Source organism: Hymenobacter sp. FMD4 (genome assembly GCF_058932745.1).
Genome location: NZ_JBZYWH010000005.1, coordinates 92,495 through 109,007 on the forward strand (window position 1 = coordinate 92,495; position 16,513 = coordinate 109,007).

General features: G+C 59.1%; 18 protein-coding genes. 15 read left to right on the forward strand and 3 right to left on the reverse strand.

Annotation, left to right across the window (positions count from 1 at the left end; genetic code table 11):
* The first annotated feature begins 116 nt into the window (after window positions 1-116).
* The 8 genes from AC5FXY_RS07165 (at window position 117) to atpG (ending at window position 6,119) form a co-directional block, all read left to right on the forward strand.
* Window positions 117-338, forward strand: coding sequence for an AtpZ/AtpI family protein (locus tag AC5FXY_RS07165; protein ID WP_493555968.1), 222 nt, complete (start codon window positions 117-119; stop codon window positions 336-338).
* A 68-nt stretch (window positions 339-406) separates the two neighbouring features.
* Window positions 407-814, forward strand: coding sequence for a hypothetical protein (locus tag AC5FXY_RS07170; protein ID WP_493555969.1), 408 nt, complete (start codon window positions 407-409; stop codon window positions 812-814).
* A 32-nt stretch (window positions 815-846) separates the two neighbouring features.
* Entirely contained in the window at window positions 847-1,923 is a 1,077-nt protein-coding gene (gene atpB, locus AC5FXY_RS07175; RefSeq protein ID WP_493555970.1) for a F0F1 ATP synthase subunit A, read from the forward strand.
* Window positions 1,924-1,982: 59 nt separating this feature from the next.
* Window positions 1,983-2,240 carry an ATP synthase F0 subunit C gene (gene atpE / locus AC5FXY_RS07180; protein ID WP_493555971.1) on the forward strand — a complete coding sequence of 86 codons (258 nt, stop codon included), beginning with the start codon at window positions 1,983-1,985 and terminating at the stop codon, window positions 2,238-2,240.
* 159 nt (window positions 2,241-2,399) lie between these two features.
* Window positions 2,400-2,894 (forward strand): F0F1 ATP synthase subunit B, encoded by a 495-nt coding sequence (locus AC5FXY_RS07185; RefSeq protein WP_493555972.1) that lies wholly within the window; start codon window positions 2,400-2,402, stop codon window positions 2,892-2,894.
* 86 nt (window positions 2,895-2,980) lie between these two features.
* Window positions 2,981-3,538, forward strand: coding sequence for an ATP synthase F1 subunit delta (atpH, locus tag AC5FXY_RS07190; protein ID WP_493555973.1), 558 nt, complete (start codon window positions 2,981-2,983; stop codon window positions 3,536-3,538).
* Between the two features lie 9 nt (window positions 3,539-3,547).
* Window positions 3,548-5,131: a F0F1 ATP synthase subunit alpha gene (gene atpA / locus AC5FXY_RS07195; RefSeq protein ID WP_493555974.1), complete on the forward strand. Its 1,584-nt coding sequence runs from the start codon at window positions 3,548-3,550 to the stop codon at window positions 5,129-5,131.
* Window positions 5,132-5,225: 94 nt separating this feature from the next.
* Complete coding sequence (gene atpG / locus AC5FXY_RS07200; RefSeq protein ID WP_493555975.1) at window positions 5,226-6,119, forward strand: ATP synthase F1 subunit gamma; 894 nt, start codon at window positions 5,226-5,228, stop codon at window positions 6,117-6,119.
* A 116-nt stretch (window positions 6,120-6,235) separates the two neighbouring features.
* Here the strand turns inward: atpG and AC5FXY_RS07205 are convergent, their stop codons facing one another.
* On the reverse strand, window positions 6,236-6,964 hold the full coding sequence (locus AC5FXY_RS07205) for an HAD family hydrolase (RefSeq protein ID WP_493555976.1): 729 nt from the start codon (window positions 6,962-6,964) through the stop codon (window positions 6,236-6,238).
* Window positions 6,965-7,129: 165 nt separating this feature from the next.
* Here AC5FXY_RS07205 and pafA point away from each other — a divergent pair, with 165 nt between their 5' ends.
* From pafA to AC5FXY_RS07220, 3 genes are all read left to right on the forward strand, one after another.
* A complete protein-coding gene (gene pafA / locus AC5FXY_RS07210) occupies window positions 7,130-8,854 on the forward strand; it encodes an alkaline phosphatase PafA (protein ID WP_493555977.1) in 1,725 nt (574 codons plus the stop codon).
* Between the two features lie 82 nt (window positions 8,855-8,936).
* Window positions 8,937-9,506: an inorganic diphosphatase gene (locus tag AC5FXY_RS07215; protein ID WP_493555978.1), complete on the forward strand. Its 570-nt coding sequence runs from the start codon at window positions 8,937-8,939 to the stop codon at window positions 9,504-9,506.
* Between the two features lie 135 nt (window positions 9,507-9,641).
* Entirely contained in the window at window positions 9,642-10,586 is a 945-nt protein-coding gene (locus AC5FXY_RS07220) for a UbiA family prenyltransferase (RefSeq protein WP_493555979.1), read from the forward strand.
* A 28-nt stretch (window positions 10,587-10,614) separates the two neighbouring features.
* Here the strand turns inward: AC5FXY_RS07220 and AC5FXY_RS07225 are convergent, their stop codons facing one another.
* On the reverse strand, window positions 10,615-12,132 hold the full coding sequence (locus AC5FXY_RS07225) for an NAD(P)H-hydrate dehydratase (RefSeq protein WP_493555980.1): 1,518 nt from the start codon (window positions 12,130-12,132) through the stop codon (window positions 10,615-10,617).
* Window positions 12,133-12,230: 98 nt separating this feature from the next.
* On the opposite strand from AC5FXY_RS07225, the gene AC5FXY_RS07230 reads away from it, so the two are divergent.
* Window positions 12,231-13,019 (forward strand): M949_RS01915 family surface polysaccharide biosynthesis protein, encoded by a 789-nt coding sequence (locus tag AC5FXY_RS07230; RefSeq protein ID WP_493555981.1) that lies wholly within the window; start codon window positions 12,231-12,233, stop codon window positions 13,017-13,019.
* A gap of 83 nt (window positions 13,020-13,102) precedes the next feature.
* Window positions 13,103-13,567, forward strand: a complete 465-nt coding sequence (gene msrB, locus AC5FXY_RS07235) for a peptide-methionine (R)-S-oxide reductase MsrB (RefSeq protein ID WP_493555982.1) — start codon at window positions 13,103-13,105, stop codon at window positions 13,565-13,567.
* A gap of 59 nt (window positions 13,568-13,626) precedes the next feature.
* Here the strand turns inward: msrB and AC5FXY_RS07240 are convergent, their stop codons facing one another.
* Window positions 13,627-14,076 carry a GNAT family N-acetyltransferase gene (locus tag AC5FXY_RS07240; RefSeq protein ID WP_493555983.1) on the reverse strand — a complete coding sequence of 150 codons (450 nt, stop codon included), beginning with the start codon at window positions 14,074-14,076 and terminating at the stop codon, window positions 13,627-13,629.
* A 112-nt stretch (window positions 14,077-14,188) separates the two neighbouring features.
* Here AC5FXY_RS07240 and AC5FXY_RS07245 point away from each other — a divergent pair, with 112 nt between their 5' ends.
* The gene (locus AC5FXY_RS07245; RefSeq protein WP_493555984.1) at window positions 14,189-15,430 is read left to right on the forward strand and encodes a T9SS type A sorting domain-containing protein; all 1,242 of its coding nucleotides are present in this window, start codon (window positions 14,189-14,191) and stop codon (window positions 15,428-15,430) included.
* Window positions 15,431-15,599: 169 nt separating this feature from the next.
* Entirely contained in the window at window positions 15,600-16,505 is a 906-nt protein-coding gene (gene sdaAA / locus AC5FXY_RS07250) for an L-serine ammonia-lyase, iron-sulfur-dependent, subunit alpha (protein ID WP_493555985.1), read from the forward strand.
* Window positions 16,506-16,513: the final 8 nt, after the last annotated feature.

The window sequence follows — 16,513 nt, forward strand, 5'->3', positions numbered from 1 at the left end:
AAGTACGTGAATTTCGCCGGGTAGGGCCCGATACCAGCACATCCAGACTCATTTAGTGCAGGCCGACAACGATTATCGACTTCGCACCGTACCTTTGCAACCTTCATCGAAATTTAATGTCGGAGCCTCGGAAACCACAAGACAAGTCCTCCAGCGCCTTGGGCCGTTACTCCGGTGTAGGCGTACAGATGCTGGTTACGATTTGCTTGAGCACTTGGCTCGGTATCTGGCTCGATAAAAAACTAGGGTGGAGTCCTTGGGCTACGGTTGTTTTCTCCTTGTTGGGAGTGTTCGTAGCCATGTACCAAATCATCCGCGCCGTTTCCAACGATAAATAGCCGGTGGCCGAAATGCGACTTCCGCTTTTGCTTCATTGCCGCGCTGCTTACCGCGCTTATTACCACGCATGAAACAGTTTCTCCGCAATCTGCTGCTGTTCTCGAGCCTGCTTGGCGTTTGCTTATATGGCATGCACTTGCAGTTTGGCGAAGCAGCGGTACATCCGAGTGCAGAGTGGATACTGTTGTTCTTCGTGCTGCTTACGGCCTTCACTTTCTGGCTGACGTGGCGGGCTTATCGACGTAATGCGGATTCGCTGATGACGGCTTGGTTTGCCACCACGGGGTTACGTTTGGTACTCATTTTAGCCATTCTGGTAACCTACTTGGTGCGCGGCGGGGCTAAAGCAGGACATAGTACTTGGACTTTTTTGGGCCTTTTCTTCGTCTTGTATTTTCTCTACACTGGGTTTGAAGTCTGGAACGTCGTGACTAACTTGCGCCCGTTTTCAAAACAGGGCTCCCAGGAGGTATAGTTTTGATGGCATCTTCACTTAAGTTCTTGTTAATGAAGCGGTTCTTGTTCTTTTTCTTCTGGGTCCTGACGTTGCCTGTATTCGCCCAAGAGCAGCACGGCGATGTGCCTTCCACCTCTGCGACGGTGACTGAGGCTACCGAAGAAGGTGAGTTCAAGCCCGGTGAGATGATTTTGCACCACGTAGCCGATGCTCATGAATGGCATTTCGCCACGATTGGTCATACGCACGTCACGCTGCCCCTGCCCGTTATTGCCTTTCAGCCAAACAAAGGCTTGTCGGTATTCTCATCTAGCAAGCTGGCGCACGGCGAAACCTACAATGGTCTCAAGTTGGAGCACGAGCACCTCGTAGCCGAAGACGGCAGCAAGGTGTACGATTTCTCCATCACCAAGAACGTGGCATCCTTGCTGCTGAGCGCGGTGCTACTGATTGTAGTTTTCTTCTCGGTAGCAGCTGGTTACAAGAAAAACCACGGCCGGGCTCCCAGCGGTATTCAGTCGTTCTTTGAGCCCATCATTGCCTTCATCCGCGACGATGTAGCCAAGACTAATATCGGCCCGAAGTACGAGCGTTACCTGCCGTACCTGCTCACCGTGTTCTTCTTTATCTGGTTCAATAACCTACTGGGCCTCACGCCCGGCGCGGCCAACTTGACCGGTAACATCAGCATCACGTTCCTTTTGGCGCTGTTTACGCTGCTCATCACCGTGTTTAGCGGCAACAAGAATTATTGGGGGCATATCTTCGCTACCCCCGGCGTACCGAAGTGGCTGCTGCCCATCATGATTCCGGTTGAACTCATTGGCATCATCACCAAGCCATTTTCGCTGATGGTGCGTTTGTTTGCCAACATCACGGCCGGTCACATCATCGTGTTGAGCTTCATTTCGCTCATCTTCATTTTCAAGAGTGTTGCGGTTGCGCCGCTGGGCGTGGGCTTTGCCTTATTCATCAACATTCTGGAAATGCTAGTGGCCCTTCTGCAGGCTTATCTCTTCACGCTGCTCTCGGCCATGTACATCGGTGGGGCCGTGGAGGAGCACCACCACGATGCGGACCATCAAATCGGCGGCGAAGACATGAGCGCGCCGGCTCCGCAACACTAAGCTGACTTTCCCCTTTTTGTTTTCTTGACTTTTTTCTCACTCTCCTAACTCTCTTTGTTATGCTGCTCACTCTGTTGCTGCAGGTCGTAAATGCTGTTGGTCTGGCCGTAATGGGTGCCGGCCTGGGTGCTGGTCTGGCTATCCTCGGTGCTGGTCTTGGCATTGGTCGCATCGGCGGCAGCGCCATGGAAGCTATCGGCCGTCAGCCGGAAGCTGCGGGTCGTATCCAAACGGCAATGATCATCGCGGCCGCTCTGATCGAAGGCGCTACCCTGTTCGCCGTCGTAGTCTGCCTGCTGATTGCCCTGAACCTGTAGTAGCAGCGCCCATAGTTCGGCCGCCTGTAGCCCTTGCTTCGGCAGGGCAACGGGCGGCCGTATTTGGTGCCCTGAAACTACAGTGCGGCAGTCGGTTCGCTGGGTTAAAGCCTAGCTACCGCCGGCCGTACCTTTTTCTCACGCATTGCCCTTCTAGCCATGAATCTGATTACCCCGGATCTGGGTCTGCTGTTCTGGCAGTTTGTTGTTTTTCTGCTGCTGCTGTTCCTGCTGGCAAAGTTTGCGTGGCGGCCTATTCTGACTAGTCTGCGCGAGCGGGAAGAGTCCATCGAAAGTGCTCTGCGTCAGGCTGACCAGGCTAAGCTGGAAATGCAGGCCCTCAAAGCCGGCAATGAAAAGCTGCTGGCCGAAGCTCGGCAGGAGCGCGACCGTATCCTAAAGGAAGCCGGCATGATGAGCGAGCAGCTTATCGAGCAGGCCAAGCAGAAGGCTACGGACGAAGGTGCCCGCATGATCATGCAGGCCCGCGAAGCCATCCAGAACGAAAAGAACTCCGCGCTGGCCGAAGTGAAAAACACGGCGGCTCAGCTTTCCATCGACATCGCCGAGCGCATTCTGCGCCGCGAGCTGACGGACGCCACCGCCCAAAAGCAGCTGGTGACCGACTACCTGCAAGAGGTAAAACTGAATTAAGCTTATTGGCAATTAGCTGTTGGCTGTTGGCATCGAGCTGACGGAAGCCAGCAGCTAACTGCCAAAGGCTAATAGCTTCAACGACAATGTCTGAACTACGAGTCGCCGCCCGCTACGCCAAGTCCTTGCTGGATTTGGCCCAGGAGCAGGGTACGCTGGATACAGTGAAGCAGGACATGGACCTGTTCGCCAATACCTTGGAGGGCAGCCGCGACCTGCGCCTGTTGCTGCGCAACCCCATCGTGCAGCACGACAAGAAGCTGGCCATCCTGCAGCGGCTGTTTGGCGGCAAGGTGTCGGACCTGACTATGCGGTTCTTCACCATCGTTACCCAAAAAAACCGCGAAAGCGCGCTGGAATTTATTGGCTCCGAGTTTCAGAGCCAGTACAACAAGCTCAGCGGTATTCAAATGGCTTCGGTGACAACGGCTACGCCGCTCTCGCCTGAACTCCGCGCCCATGTGGAGCGTTTGGTTATCGATCAGACCGGCGGCCGGGTGCTGCTACAGGAACAAGTAGACCCTTCGCTTATCGGCGGGTTTGTCCTGCGCATCGGCGACCGGCAGATCGACGATTCGGTACGCACGCGCCTGAACCGCCTGCGTTCCACCTTCAAAGAGAACCCCTACCAAGCCCAACTATAAGTCAGCATCATGGCAGAAGTACGTCCGGATGAAGTATCCGCCATTCTGCGGGAGCAGTTGTCCAATTTCAAGACCGAAGCCGAACTCGAAGAAGTCGGTACGGTGCTGCAGGTTGGCGACGGGGTAGCCCGCATTTACGGCCTCTCGAAGGCTCAGTCAGGCGAACTGGTTGAGTTCGAGAATGGCCTGCAGGCACTGGTTCTGAACCTTGAGGAAGACAACGTAGGTGCCGTAATGCTCGGCGACTACTCCGAAATCCGCGAGGGTGCTACCGTGCGCCGCACCAAAAAAATTGCATCGATTAAAGTAGGCGAAGGCATCGTGGGCCGCGTGGTAAACACGCTGGGTCAACCCATTGATGGTCGTGGCCCCATTGCTGGCGAGCTGTACGACATGCCGCTGGAGCGTAAGGCTCCGGGCGTAATCTACCGCCAGCCCGTAAACGAACCCCTGCAGACGGGTATCAAGGCTATCGACGCCATGATTCCGATTGGCCGTGGCCAGCGTGAGCTCATCATCGGCGACCGTCAGACGGGTAAGTCGACGGTAGCGCTTGACGCTATCCTGAACCAGCGCGAGTTCTTCGAGCGTGGGGAGCCAGTATTCTGTATCTATGTTGCCATCGGCCAGAAGGCCTCGACGGTAGCCCAGATCGTAAACTCGCTGCAGCGTGGCGGTGCTATGGACTACACGGTGGTGGTTTCGGCTTCGGCCGCTGACCCCGCTCCGATGCAGTTCTTCGCCCCGTTTACGGGTGCCGCTATCGGCGAATTCTTCCGCGACACGGGCCGTCCGGCTCTGGTTGTGTACGATGACTTGTCTAAGCAAGCGGTGGCTTACCGCGAGGTGTCGCTGCTGCTGCGTCGTCCTCCCGGACGCGAAGCTTACCCCGGCGACGTATTCTACCTGCACAGCCGCTTGCTCGAGCGCGCCGCTAAGGTGAATGCCTCGGACGACATCGCCCGCAACATGAATGACCTGCCCGACAGCCTCCGTGGCATGGTTAAAGGTGGTGGTTCGTTGACGGCGCTGCCCATCATCGAGACGCAGGCAGGTGACGTATCGGCTTACATCCCGACGAACGTAATTTCGATTACCGACGGTCAGATCTTCCTCGAAACCAATCTCTTTAACTCGGGTATCCGTCCGGCTATCAACGTAGGCATTTCGGTATCGCGCGTAGGTGGTTCGGCTCAGATCAAGTCGATGAAAAAGGTGGCTGGTACGCTGAAGCTGGACCAGGCGCAGTTCCGTGAACTGGAGGCTTTCGCCAAGTTCGGTTCGGACCTTGACGCTTCGACCAAGCTGACCATCGAGCGTGGCCGTCGTAACCTCGAAATTCTGAAGCAGCCGCAGTTCTCGCCGGTGAAGGTAGAAGACCAGGTAGCCATTATTTACGCCGCTACCAATGGCCTGCTGGACCGCATCCCGGTGAACCGCGTACGCGAGTTCGAAAAGGAGTTTACGCAGGTAATGAATACCCGCCACGCCGACGTGCTGGCTGGCCTGAAAGCTGGTAAGCTCGACGATACCATTACGGGCACCATCCGTCAGGTAATCAACGACCTTTCGGCTTCGTACGCTGCGAAATAGATTGTTAAATGGTTGAATGGCTAAATGGTTGGTCGTTCTGGCAACGCGAGAACAATCAACCATTTAGCCATTTGACTATTCAACCATTCAACTTATGGCAAGCTTAAAAGAAGTCCGCGGCCGCATCCAGTCGGTTAGCTCGACGCAGCAAATCACCAAAGCCATGAAAATGGTGGCGGCCGCGAAGTTGCGCCGTGCGCAGGATAACATCATGCGTATGCGTCCTTACGCCCAGCGCCTGAACGGCATCCTCGCTAACCTCTCGCAAGGCGGCGGCGACGACAACGTAACCGGTGACTACGGCACGGTGCGTGAGGTGCGCCGCGTGCTCATCATCGCCATTACCTCGGACCGCGGCCTGGCCGGTGCTTTCAACAGCAACGTGTTCAAGGCGACCAACGCCCTGATGCAGGAGCGTTACGCCGATCTGGCTGCGGCTGGTAACGTGCGCGTCATGGCCATCGGCCGCAAGGCTCACGACTACTTCGGGCGTCGGGGCCTGCTGGTGGGCAACCACACCAACGTCTTCACGAACCTGTCGTTTGACACGGTGCGCGTGGCTGCGGAGGAAGCTATGGCAGCCTTCCGCGCCGGCGAGTACGACCAGGTGGTGATGGTGTACAACGAGTTCAAGAACGTGGCTACGCAGATCATCCGGACGCAACAATTGCTGCCCATTCTGCCCCCCGAAACGCCTGCCAACGCTCCCGTTACCGCCAACACAGACTACATCTTCGAGCCGAGCAAGGAGGAAATCGTGCTGAACCTGATTCCGACTTCGCTCAAAGTTCAGCTGTATAAGGCGGTGCTGGAAAGCAACGCTTCCGAGCACGGTGCCCGGATGACAGCAATGGACAAAGCGACGGAAAACGCCGGTGAGCTGCTGAAGGCGCTCAAGTTGAGCTACAACCGGGGCCGTCAAGCTGCCATTACGAACGAGATTCTCGAAATCGTGGGTGGCGCCGAGGCGCTGGCTGCCAGCCGCTAGAACCGCGTACGCTCTACAAGCAATTGGCCCGCTTCCGATATGGAAGCGGGCCAATTGCTTTTGATGATAAGCGGAAGAAGTGAGTTTCCGGCGGCGCAACGAAACGCAGATGGGTCTTATAGCTTGGCGTATTCGCGTTGGCTGAAGGCTTTGCTGGGCGTGGGGACTTTAGGGTGTTGTTCCAACAGTTCTAAGACCTGCTCGGGGGTGATGTCGCGGAAGTCCTTGATGACTTGCATGGGTGCCTGAAACTGCTCGGGCTTCAGAATGCTGCTGACGGCAATAACGCGCATCTTGGCCTTGTAGGCCGACTGCTCACCCAAGAGGGCATCTTCAAACACCACGCAACGCTCGGGCGACACGCCGAGCTTCTGGGCCGTAACGGCGAAGGTGTCGGCGTGGGGTTTGCCCCGATCCACGTCGGCTTTGCCGACGACCACATCGAAGTAGCGGCGCAGGCCAAGGTGGTCGATGATGTAGCTGATGGTTTCGGGTGGGGAACCAGTGCCCAAGCCGATTTTGAAGCCGGCTTCGCGGGCAGCCTGCAGAAACTGGGAGAGGCCAGGTGTTTCCTGGCGCTTGTCCCAGTACAGCACGCGGTAAAGGAATTCGCGGCGGTCGGCATACTGCTTTAGCTCCTTTTCCGGTACCGGGTTTCGGTATACCGTTTTGAGAATGTTAGTGGCCGGCATACCGTTGAGGCGCTTCAGCAAATTGAGGGCATTGGTTTCGAGGTCCAACTCGCGGAAAAGCAGTTGGAAGGCTTTGGCCTGGTAGCGGGTGTTGTCGATAAGCACGCCGTCCATATCGAAGATGAGGGCGTGGTCGGAGGCAGACAGAGACATAGGAGCGGAAGTAATGCTGCAAGGGTAACCAAATGACGGCTTGACTCGTGTACGCAGGGCAGCCGCGCAAGGCTGCTAAAGCCGAGCTTTGCCTAATTGGCTGTTACCTTTGCGCCCGCAAACTTGGCCGGGGCTATTGATGAGCTGCCGGCCTGCGTTTTTTTTATGCAAAAGACTTTTTTGAGTGGAGTGCTGGCTGCGGCCGCGCTGCTGGGGTATGCCACCCCAGGCTTGGCGCAGAAAGCCAAACCATTGCCCCGGCCCAAGCTGATCGTGGGCATTGTGGTGGATCAGATGCGCTACGACTACTTGTACCGCTACTGGGACAAGTACGGCAACGATGGCTTTAAGCGCCTGCTAAACGACGGCTTCAGCTACGAAAACTGTCACTACAACTACGTACCTACCTACACCGGGCCGGGCCACGCCAGCATCTATACGGGCACTACGCCTTCGGTACACGGCATCGTAGGCAATAACTGGTACGTGCGCGAAAACGGCCGCAGCACCTACGTGACCGAAGACAAGAGCGTACAGCCGGTGGGCGGCTCGGCCGCGGCCGGGCAGCAGTCGCCGCGCTACATGCTCACGTCCACCATCACCGATGAGCTGCGCCTAGCTACGAATTTTCAGAGCAAGGTAATTGGGGTATGCATCAAAGATCGGGGCTCGATTTTGCCGGCCGGCCACGCCGCCAATGCTGCGTACTGGTTTGATAATACCAACGGCTCTTTTATCAGCAGCACCTTTTACGGTCAGCCGCAACTCCCCGAGTGGGTGCAGCAGTTCAACAGCCGCAAGCTGGCCGAGCAGTACCTCTCCAAACCCTGGGAGACGCTCTTGCCCATCACCCAATACACGGAAAGTACGGCTGATGATGTGCCGTGGGAAAATACCTTCCGCGGGGAAGAGCGACCAGTGTTTCCGCACAACCTGCCCCAGTTAAGCGGGCTGGCTCCGGCGCAAGTGCGGGCTACCATGCAGGCGGCGGGGGAGAAGGTACCTACTACCAATCTGGACTTGATTCGTACCACGCCCTTTGGCAATACGCTCACGCTGGACTTTGCTCTGGAAGCCCTACGCGCCGAGCAGATGGGCCAGCGCGGCCAAACCGATTTCCTGGCCCTGAGCTTCAGCTCCACTGATTATGTGGGCCACCATTTCGGCGTCAATGCTATTGAAACGCAGGATACCTACCTGCGCCTCGACCGCGACATTGCCCGCCTGCTGAAATTCTTGGATAAGCAGGTAGGCAAAGGGCAGAGCTTGGTGTTTCTGTCGGCCGACCACGGCGCGGCGCACTCGCCGGAGTTTTTGCGCAGTCAGCGCATCCCGGCTGGCTCGGTAGGGCCGCGGCTGATGCGCGATTCGCTGGAGCGCCAGCTAGTGCGCCGGCTGGGGGCTGGCCCCTGGGTGCTGGCCTACGACAACCAGCAGATCTACCTGAACCGGCCACTGATAGCGCAGAAGAAGATGAACCTGGAGCAGGTGCAGCAAGAAACGGCCCAGCTGGCTCTGCAGCTCGCCGGCGTCACGCGGGCTATTACCGCCACTGATTTGCAGAAATCTCACTGGGAAAGCGGCATGCTGATGTACCTCGAAAACGGCTACTTCCCCAAGCGTAGCGGCGACGTGCTGGTGGTACTTGAGCCCGGCTGGCTCGAGTCGTACGCTTACCCCATCAACAAAGGCACCACCCACGGCTCGGCCGGGGCTTACGATACGCACGTGCCCTTGGTGTTCTGGGGCTGGCGCGTACCGCACGGCGAGTCGTCAACACCGGCGCGTATTACCGATATTGCACCCACGTTGGCGCGCTTCCTGCACATTCAGGAGCCCGACGGCTGCACCGGCCAACCGTTGCAGGAAGTACTGCCGAAAAAGAAATAACCGGCACCAATCCACTCAGACCCTCAATTTCCACTCAAAGCCCGGGCTGCGGCACTGTTAGCCAGCCCACTCCCTTCACGCAATGGCTCATTTTAATCCCTGGCACGACGTAAACTATGGCTCTAAGGCTCCTGAAGTCGTAACCGCCATCATCGAAATTCCAAAAGGCTCCAAAGGCAAATACGAACTGGACAAGGACAGCGGCTTGCTGAAGCTGGACCGCGTGCTGTTCTCGGCGGTGCATTACCCGGCTGCTTACGGCTTTATCCCGCAGACGTATTGCGACGATAAGGACCCGCTGGACGTGTTGGTACTTTGCTCCGTGGATGTGGTGCCAATGTGCCTGATCGAAGCCAAAGTCATCGGCGTGATGCAAATGATTGACAACAACGAGGAGGACGACAAGATCATCGCCGTGGCTGCCAACGACGTGTCGATGAAGCACATCAACGACATTTCGGAGCTGCCCCCGCACACGCTGCTCGAAATGCGTCGCTTTTTCGAAGACTACAAGGCGCTGGAAAACAAGCAGGTAGTAGTTGAGAAGTTCATGGGCCGCGAGGAGGCTTACCGCATCGTTCAGAACAGCATCGACCTGTACGACGAAACCTTCCGCCACAAGAATCAGCAGTCGCAGCTCTCCATGCTGTAGGCCGATTAACCGATGACCAACAGCCCGCCGGACTGTGTCCGGCGGGCTGTTGGTTTTGGGGGCAGTCCACTTAAAGCAAGGTAGGGCTGGCTATTTGTGCGCCTGAGCCCGAACAGCCGGCTCCCGGCAGCAGCCGTGGCGTATTTTGCGGACCGATTTGCCCCCAACGCTTACATGATCAATCCCACCGTATCGTCGGCCGCTGAGCCCGCGCCCCATTCTTGGTGGCGGCGGTTGCTCGATGCGGTCCTGTACGGCAATGGATTGGTAGCAGCGGCGGCGGCGGCGCTTACTGCGGCTTCGGCGTGGTACTGGCAGCGGCCTCTGCCGTGGACAGTGCCAGCACTGGTATTCGCGGCCACGCTGTTTGTGTACAACCTCAACGGCGCGCGCCGGCACAGCCTGCGGCTGCCGCCCAGCGTGCCTGCCCGGCGGCGCTGGATCGTGCAGCACCGGCGCTTGTTGCTGGGAGTGGTGGTAGCCTCCCTGCTGGCGCTGCCAGTGCTGTACTGGCTGAGCGGTCTGAGCTGGAAGCTGACGTGGTTTCTCGGTCACCTCGCCTTGTTGTCCCTGGCTTACTCCTGGCCGGTTCTGCCCGGGCGCCAGGGCGGCCGCCGCCGCGGCCTGCGCGACCTGCCGGGCTTGAAAACCATCCTCATCGGCTACGTATGGTCGGCCGTGACGGTGTGGCTGCCGGCCATGGCCGTGGGTATGTCGGTGCTGGAAGGCCCGGTCTGGTTGCTGCTAGGCCGGCGTTTCTGCTTTATTCTGGCCGTGGCCCTAATTTTTGACTTGCGTGACTTTAGCAAAGATCGACGCGCGGGTACGCCCACGTTGCCCGTGGTACTGGGTTTCCGCTGGGGCCGCATCCTAGCCCTGGCGTGCGTGCTGCTCGCCGCTGTGCCGGTACTGCCGGGGCTGAGCCTGACCGGGCAACTGGTGATGCTCGTTCCGCCCGTGCTGACCGCCGCCGTGGTCTGGTTTGCCGATGAAAACCGTCCCGACTACTACTATGCTTTGCTGGCCGATGGCTTACTGCTGGTGCAGGCTGGGGCTTTGGTAGCAGCGGCGGAGCTATAAAGCATTCAGTGATGCACGTTGGCCCCGATCAGAAGTCAGTTGCGGATGTCAATTCCTGAAGGGCCAACCCGATGTAGTGGGGCAGGTCACCGGCAATGAGGCCCGCCTGACCGGTGTGCTGCGCGGCGAGGTCGGCGGCGCGGCCGTGAGCGTAGATGCCGAGTAAGGCAGCGTCGAGCGGGGAGAGGCGCTGATCGGCGCGCAGGGCTGTGAGCAGGCCGGTGAGCACGTCGCCGCTGCCACCGGTGGCCATGCCGGGGTTGCCGGTGGTGTTGAAGTACATTTGCCCATCGGGGGCAGCGAGACAGGAGTAAGCGCCTTTCAGCAGCACGTAGCACCGGTATTGTCGGGCAAACTGGCGGAGCAGATCCACGCGGTGATAATCGTCGCGGGCGGGTTCGGTCAGACGCTCAAACTCCTTGGGGTGCGGCGTGAGCAGCGCATTGGGCGGCAGCAGATCAAGCAGGCTGCGGTTGGCCCCAAGTAAGTTCAGCGCATCGGCATCCAGCACCAACGGCACTTTGGCGGTACAGAGCAGCTCTTCCAGCACGGCACGGGTGTCATCGTGCTGGCCCAAGCCCGGCCCGATGCCGATGGCGGCGTAGGGCTTCAGGTCGGGCAGGTCAGTGAGGTAGTGCTTGCAGTCGTCGGGCAGGCACATGGCTTCCGGCACAGTGCTTTGCACGATGGAGTAGCCCACGCCGGGCACGCCCAGCGTGAGCAGGCCCACGCCGCCGCGCAGGCAGGCCTGCGCGGCCAGTACCGCTGCCCCGATTTTGCCGTGGCTGCCGGCCAGCAGTAGCGCGTGGCCAAAGGTGCCCTTGTGAGCAAAGTGTGGGCGAGCTGGCAAGCGGTTGCGCAAGAACGCCGCGTCGACGAGGTGTTTATCAGTCGCCGCATCGGCTATGAACTGCGGGCTGAGGCCGATCGGAACCGTGTGCCAGCGGCCCACGTGCTCGGCGTGCTGAGGCAGTAAGAAAGCCAGCTTCGGCAGCTCAAAGCTTACCGTGTGCCGCGCCCGCACCACGGGAGCCTCCGCGGGCAATGGCGCGTCGGCTAGTAGCCCGGATGGCAAATCGATGCTCACGACCCGGGCCGGGCTGGCGTTTAGGTGCGCTACCACAGCCGCCGCGAAGCCGTCGAGCGGGCGGCTTAGGCCCGTACCAAACAAAGCATCGATAACCAAAGTATCGGTGGTGAGAGGCGGTAGCGCCTCGGAGCTGAGTTCGTGGACGGATACGGTAGCGGGCAGGCGCTGTAGGTTTAGCTCGCAGTCGGGGGAGCGTCGCTCGGCCGGCAACAGCCACACCTGCACGGCGTAGCCACGCTGGTGCAGCAGGCGCGCTGCTACCAGGCCGTCGCCGCCGTTGTTGCCGGGGCCACAGTACACCAGGACCGGGCCGGCTGCTTCGGCCGGGAGCCGCTTGGTAAGCCAGTTGGTAAACTCCGTGGCCGCACGCTCCATCAGCGCGTCGGAAGTCATGCCTTTTTCCTGGATAGTGGCGGCATCGGCGTCGCGGATCTGGGCGGCGGAAAGGAGCTTCATAGGCGCGGGTTAAAAGGGCTTTCCGAACTACGCAGTTTCTGCGGACGATTTCCAGCTGAACCGCTTCCCGACCACGCAAATCCAGTACGTTTGTCCGTATGCAACGAAGCGTTTACGTGCCGGGGGCAGTGGTGGTGGGACTGGCCGCCTGCCAGGCAGACCCACCAGCCAACGAAAAAACTTCCGCACCAGTCCAAGCCAATGCTTCAGTGGCGGCGGCCTGGGCAGGCCAGGTCGACTCCTTGACCGCTGCCCAGTTGCCTGCACTGCCGCCAGTGCCCGGCCGTCTGCTGGAAGCCCGCCGCTGGACCGATGCCGCGGGCGAAAACCTGCTGGTGGTGTACCGCACTCGGCCGACGGCCGAGCGCAAAACCAAGTACACCGATGAAGAAAGCCGCGTGGAGCTGTTTGCCCGGCAGTACGTGAAAGCCGCCGACGGCCGCTACCAGGAACTGTGGCGCCTGCAGGACGCAGTGCGCAATTGTCCCTTTGACATGTGGCTGGGCCCCTTGCCCGGCTCTACCCGCATTACCGATCTGGACAAGGACGGCACCACCGAAACCACGCTCATCTACAAGCTCACCTGCCGGAGCGACGTGAGTCCATCTAACATGAAGCTCATCATGCGCGAGGGCCGGACCAAATACGCCTTGCGCGGGCAGATGGTAGTGCCCGATTCGTTGCCGGCCGCCCAGCGCCGGCCGGCCAATTCCTGCTGCCTCGATACCCTTATTCAAGCCGAACTGAACGCACCGGAAGGCTACCTGCTCTATGCCGGCCGATACCAAAACGAAAACGATTTTCGCGGCGCGCCCCAAGCCTTTCTGGCCTTTGCCCGCGCCCAGTGGCGGCGCTGGATAGCACACGATGAATTCGAGCAGTTCTAGGCCACGCCATTCGGCTGAACCAGCCGCACCCCTAAACCGTTGGTATCAGTCTGCAATTTCTTCCGAACCAAACCACACCCCATATGACTACCTGGGCCGACGTTATCCGCCTTGCCAATAACGGCACCCCCGCGCCCGACCGCCGCGTGGACAAACCCGAAGCCGAGTGGCGCGAGCAGCTCACGCCTGAGCAATTCCGCGTTACGCGCCAGCACGGTACCGAGCGCGCCTTCACCGGCGAGTACTGCGAAGCCCACGACCCTGGGCTGTATGCCTGCGTGTGCTGCGGCACACCTTGCTACGACTCGGGCACCAAGTTCGAATCTGGCACGGGCTGGCCGAGCTTTACCGAGCCGGTAAAGGACAACGTGGTGAAGTATAAGAAAGACACGAGCTATGGTATGGTGCGCGTGGAGGTGCTTTGCAATGTGTGCGATGCCCACCAGGGACATGTATTTCCGGATGGGCCGGCTCCCACGGGCTTGCGCTTCTGCATCAACTCGGCCGCTGTGAAATTAGTGACGCAGGCCAATAAAGTGCAGGCGTAAAAGAGTTGACCGAGCAGCGGCTCCCTGATTTGCGATAAATCAGGGAGCCGCTTGGTTTATCATGAGCCTGCCGCGCGGTAAGGGTCCAGCTTGGCGTTTTCCATAAACCGTTGCGGACTGGCCAGCGCTGTAAAGCCGAATTGCTCGTAGAGCGAATGGGCATCTCGCGTGCCCAGCATCCACCGACGCAGGCCCTGCAGGTCGGGGTGCGCCATGATGTGTGCCATCAGCAGCTTGCTGATGCCCTGGCCGCGGTATTCTTCCAGCACAAACACGTCGCAGAGGTAGGCGAACGTGGCGCGGTCGGATACAATACGGGCAAAACCCACTTGCTGCCCCGCAGCCGTGTAAACCCCAAAAGGCAAAGAGTTCTGAATAGAACGCTCTACCAATTCGCGACTAATGCCGGGCGCCCAGTAAGAACGGTTGCTCAGGAAATCGTGGATCAGGGAGAGGTCGAGGTGTGTGGCGTCGGTGCTGACGGTAAATCCGCCGGAAGCATTGGACATGATTTAGGTTTGTTTATTTCAAATTCAAAGATTAACTAGGAGCTTTCAAAGAGTGCATTAAAAAAGCATACTTTTGATTGCTTACAGTCTTGAGTACGAATTCCACTAGTTCATGAAAATAGCTTTCCTCGCATTGATAACTTTGCTGACCGGCGCCGCCTCAGACGGTTATGCACAGTCGGCCCGCTCTTTACCCACTCACGCCCACGGCGTAATATCTGCTTTAGCTCAATCTACGGCCGAGCGCCCGACGAGCACCTTCCAACTGACGCGGACGGTGGAGCAAGTTTACCGCAATAATGCTTGGCAAGACAGTATCCGGGTTACCAATTCCCAATTCATAACGGCAGACCTCCCCACTCGCATTCTGCGGGAAATATCCGCCAATGGCACCACCTGGACTGCCACGCGGCGTAACCACCGCCGCTACAACGGGGCCAGGGCCTTGCTCACCGATACCACATATTCTTTCAGCAGCGCGGGCATAGCCACCCCGCGACTGACAGCCGCCTATTCATACACGACAGCAGGTAAACTAGCCCAAACGCTTTTGCGCTGGCAGCAAGGCTCCACGTGGATGAACTACGGCCGCGATACGTACACTTACGACACACAGAATAACCTGACCCGAGTGCTGCTGGAGGGGTACGACAGCGGTGGCTATTTCAATGTGGCCCAAATTCTGTACACCAATGATGCGCAGGGCCGTCCCATCGTCATCGAAGATCAGCAGGAAGACGGTGCCGGCGGCTGGTTGCTCGCCCAGAAGGATACGTACTCGTACAATACCGCCGGACAAGTAGCTTCCTTCACCACGCAGCGGGTGCCGCCCAATGGCACCAGCTACCAAAATTTCCGCCGCGAAACATACACTTACGATGCGCAAGTCCCCACTCGGGTAACGCGCTCGGTCGTAGAAAGCTGGGTGAACGGGGCCTGGACCGAAATCGGACAGAACCTATTCGCCTACGACGGCAATGGCAACCCGACGTCCACCGTGACGCAGCAATTGGTGTCGCCCGGCAATTACCGCAACTACTACCGCTTCACCTATTCTTACCAGCTGGTGCTGGCTGCGGCTTCGGCGCGGGCCTTGGGAACCGAGCTGCGCGTGTTTCCCAACCCTGCGGCGGGCGCCGCCACGGCTCTGTACCGCCTGCCAGCCGCTGCTACGGTAAGCGTGGAAGTGTTTGATGGCTTAGGGCGACGCGTAGCTGCGCCACTGGCGCAGCAGCCGCAGAACGCCGGCGAGCAACGCGTGATGCTCCCAGCTGACCTAAGCACTGGCCTGTACACCGTACGCGTGAGCACCGCCGACGGGCTGAGCCAGCAAAGCAAACTGGTGATACAATAACGATGCTACTCTTAGCGACGCAAGCCGCCGGTTCCGTATAGGAACCGGCGGCTTTGTTGTTGAATAAGGCTGATGGTTCGCCGACTGTATTGGCACTCGCCGGGCGCGGCGTACGTTTGTAGTCCTACTGACTGACCAGCCGGTAGTCCCGACCTAATCTGCATTCCCCATGTCCTTACTTTTCACCGATTTTGCTTCCTGGCAGGCGCACTGCGACCGTACCGGCGAAGCCCTATGGCAGCCCGTCCTGACTTACGAAGTGGAGCAAAAAGGCCGCTCCGAAGAACAAATCTGGGATGGCCTGCAGCGCGCTTACGACGTGATGCGCGACGCCGTGCAGACCGGGCTGCGCGAAGACATGACCTCCCGCTCCGGCATGATTAACAACGGCGCGAAGAAAGTAGCCGCTTCGCCCGTCACGGTATTGTCGCCGGAGTTTAAGATGCTGGTCACCCGCGCCCTCGGGGCCAAAGAAGTTAACTCCTGCATGGGCCGGGTGGTGGCGGCACCTACGGCCGGCGCCTCTGGCATCTTGCCGGGTATCCTCACCACGCTGCAGGAACTCCACAAGCTGGACGACCGCCGCATCCTGGAAGGCCTGCTGATAGCCGCAGGCATTGCCTTGATCATCGAGCAGAATGCTTCCCTGGCCGGTGCCGTAGGCGGCTGCCAGGCCGAAACCGGCTCGGCCGCGGCCATGGGCGCCGGGGCCGTGGTGTATTGCCTCGGCGGCGATGTGCAAACGACCTTTGCGGCCGTGGCCATCACCATTCAGTGCATGCTGGGCCTCGTGTGCGACCCGGTGGCGGGCCTGGTGGAAGTGCCCTGCGTGGTGCGTAACGCCTCGGCCTCAGCCATTGCCTTTTCCTCCGCCCAGATTGCCATTGCCGGCGTCGACCCAGTAATTCCCGTCGATCAGTGCGTGCAGGCCTTGGGCGAGGTGGGCGAAAGCATGGAAACGCGCTACAAAGAAACGGCCCTCGGCGGCCTGGCTAATACTACGCGCGCGCGGCAGATTGAGCAGAAGGTACTAGTGCAGGATATCCACATCTTGCCCGACCAGCCCGAGGCCTAAGGCCAATG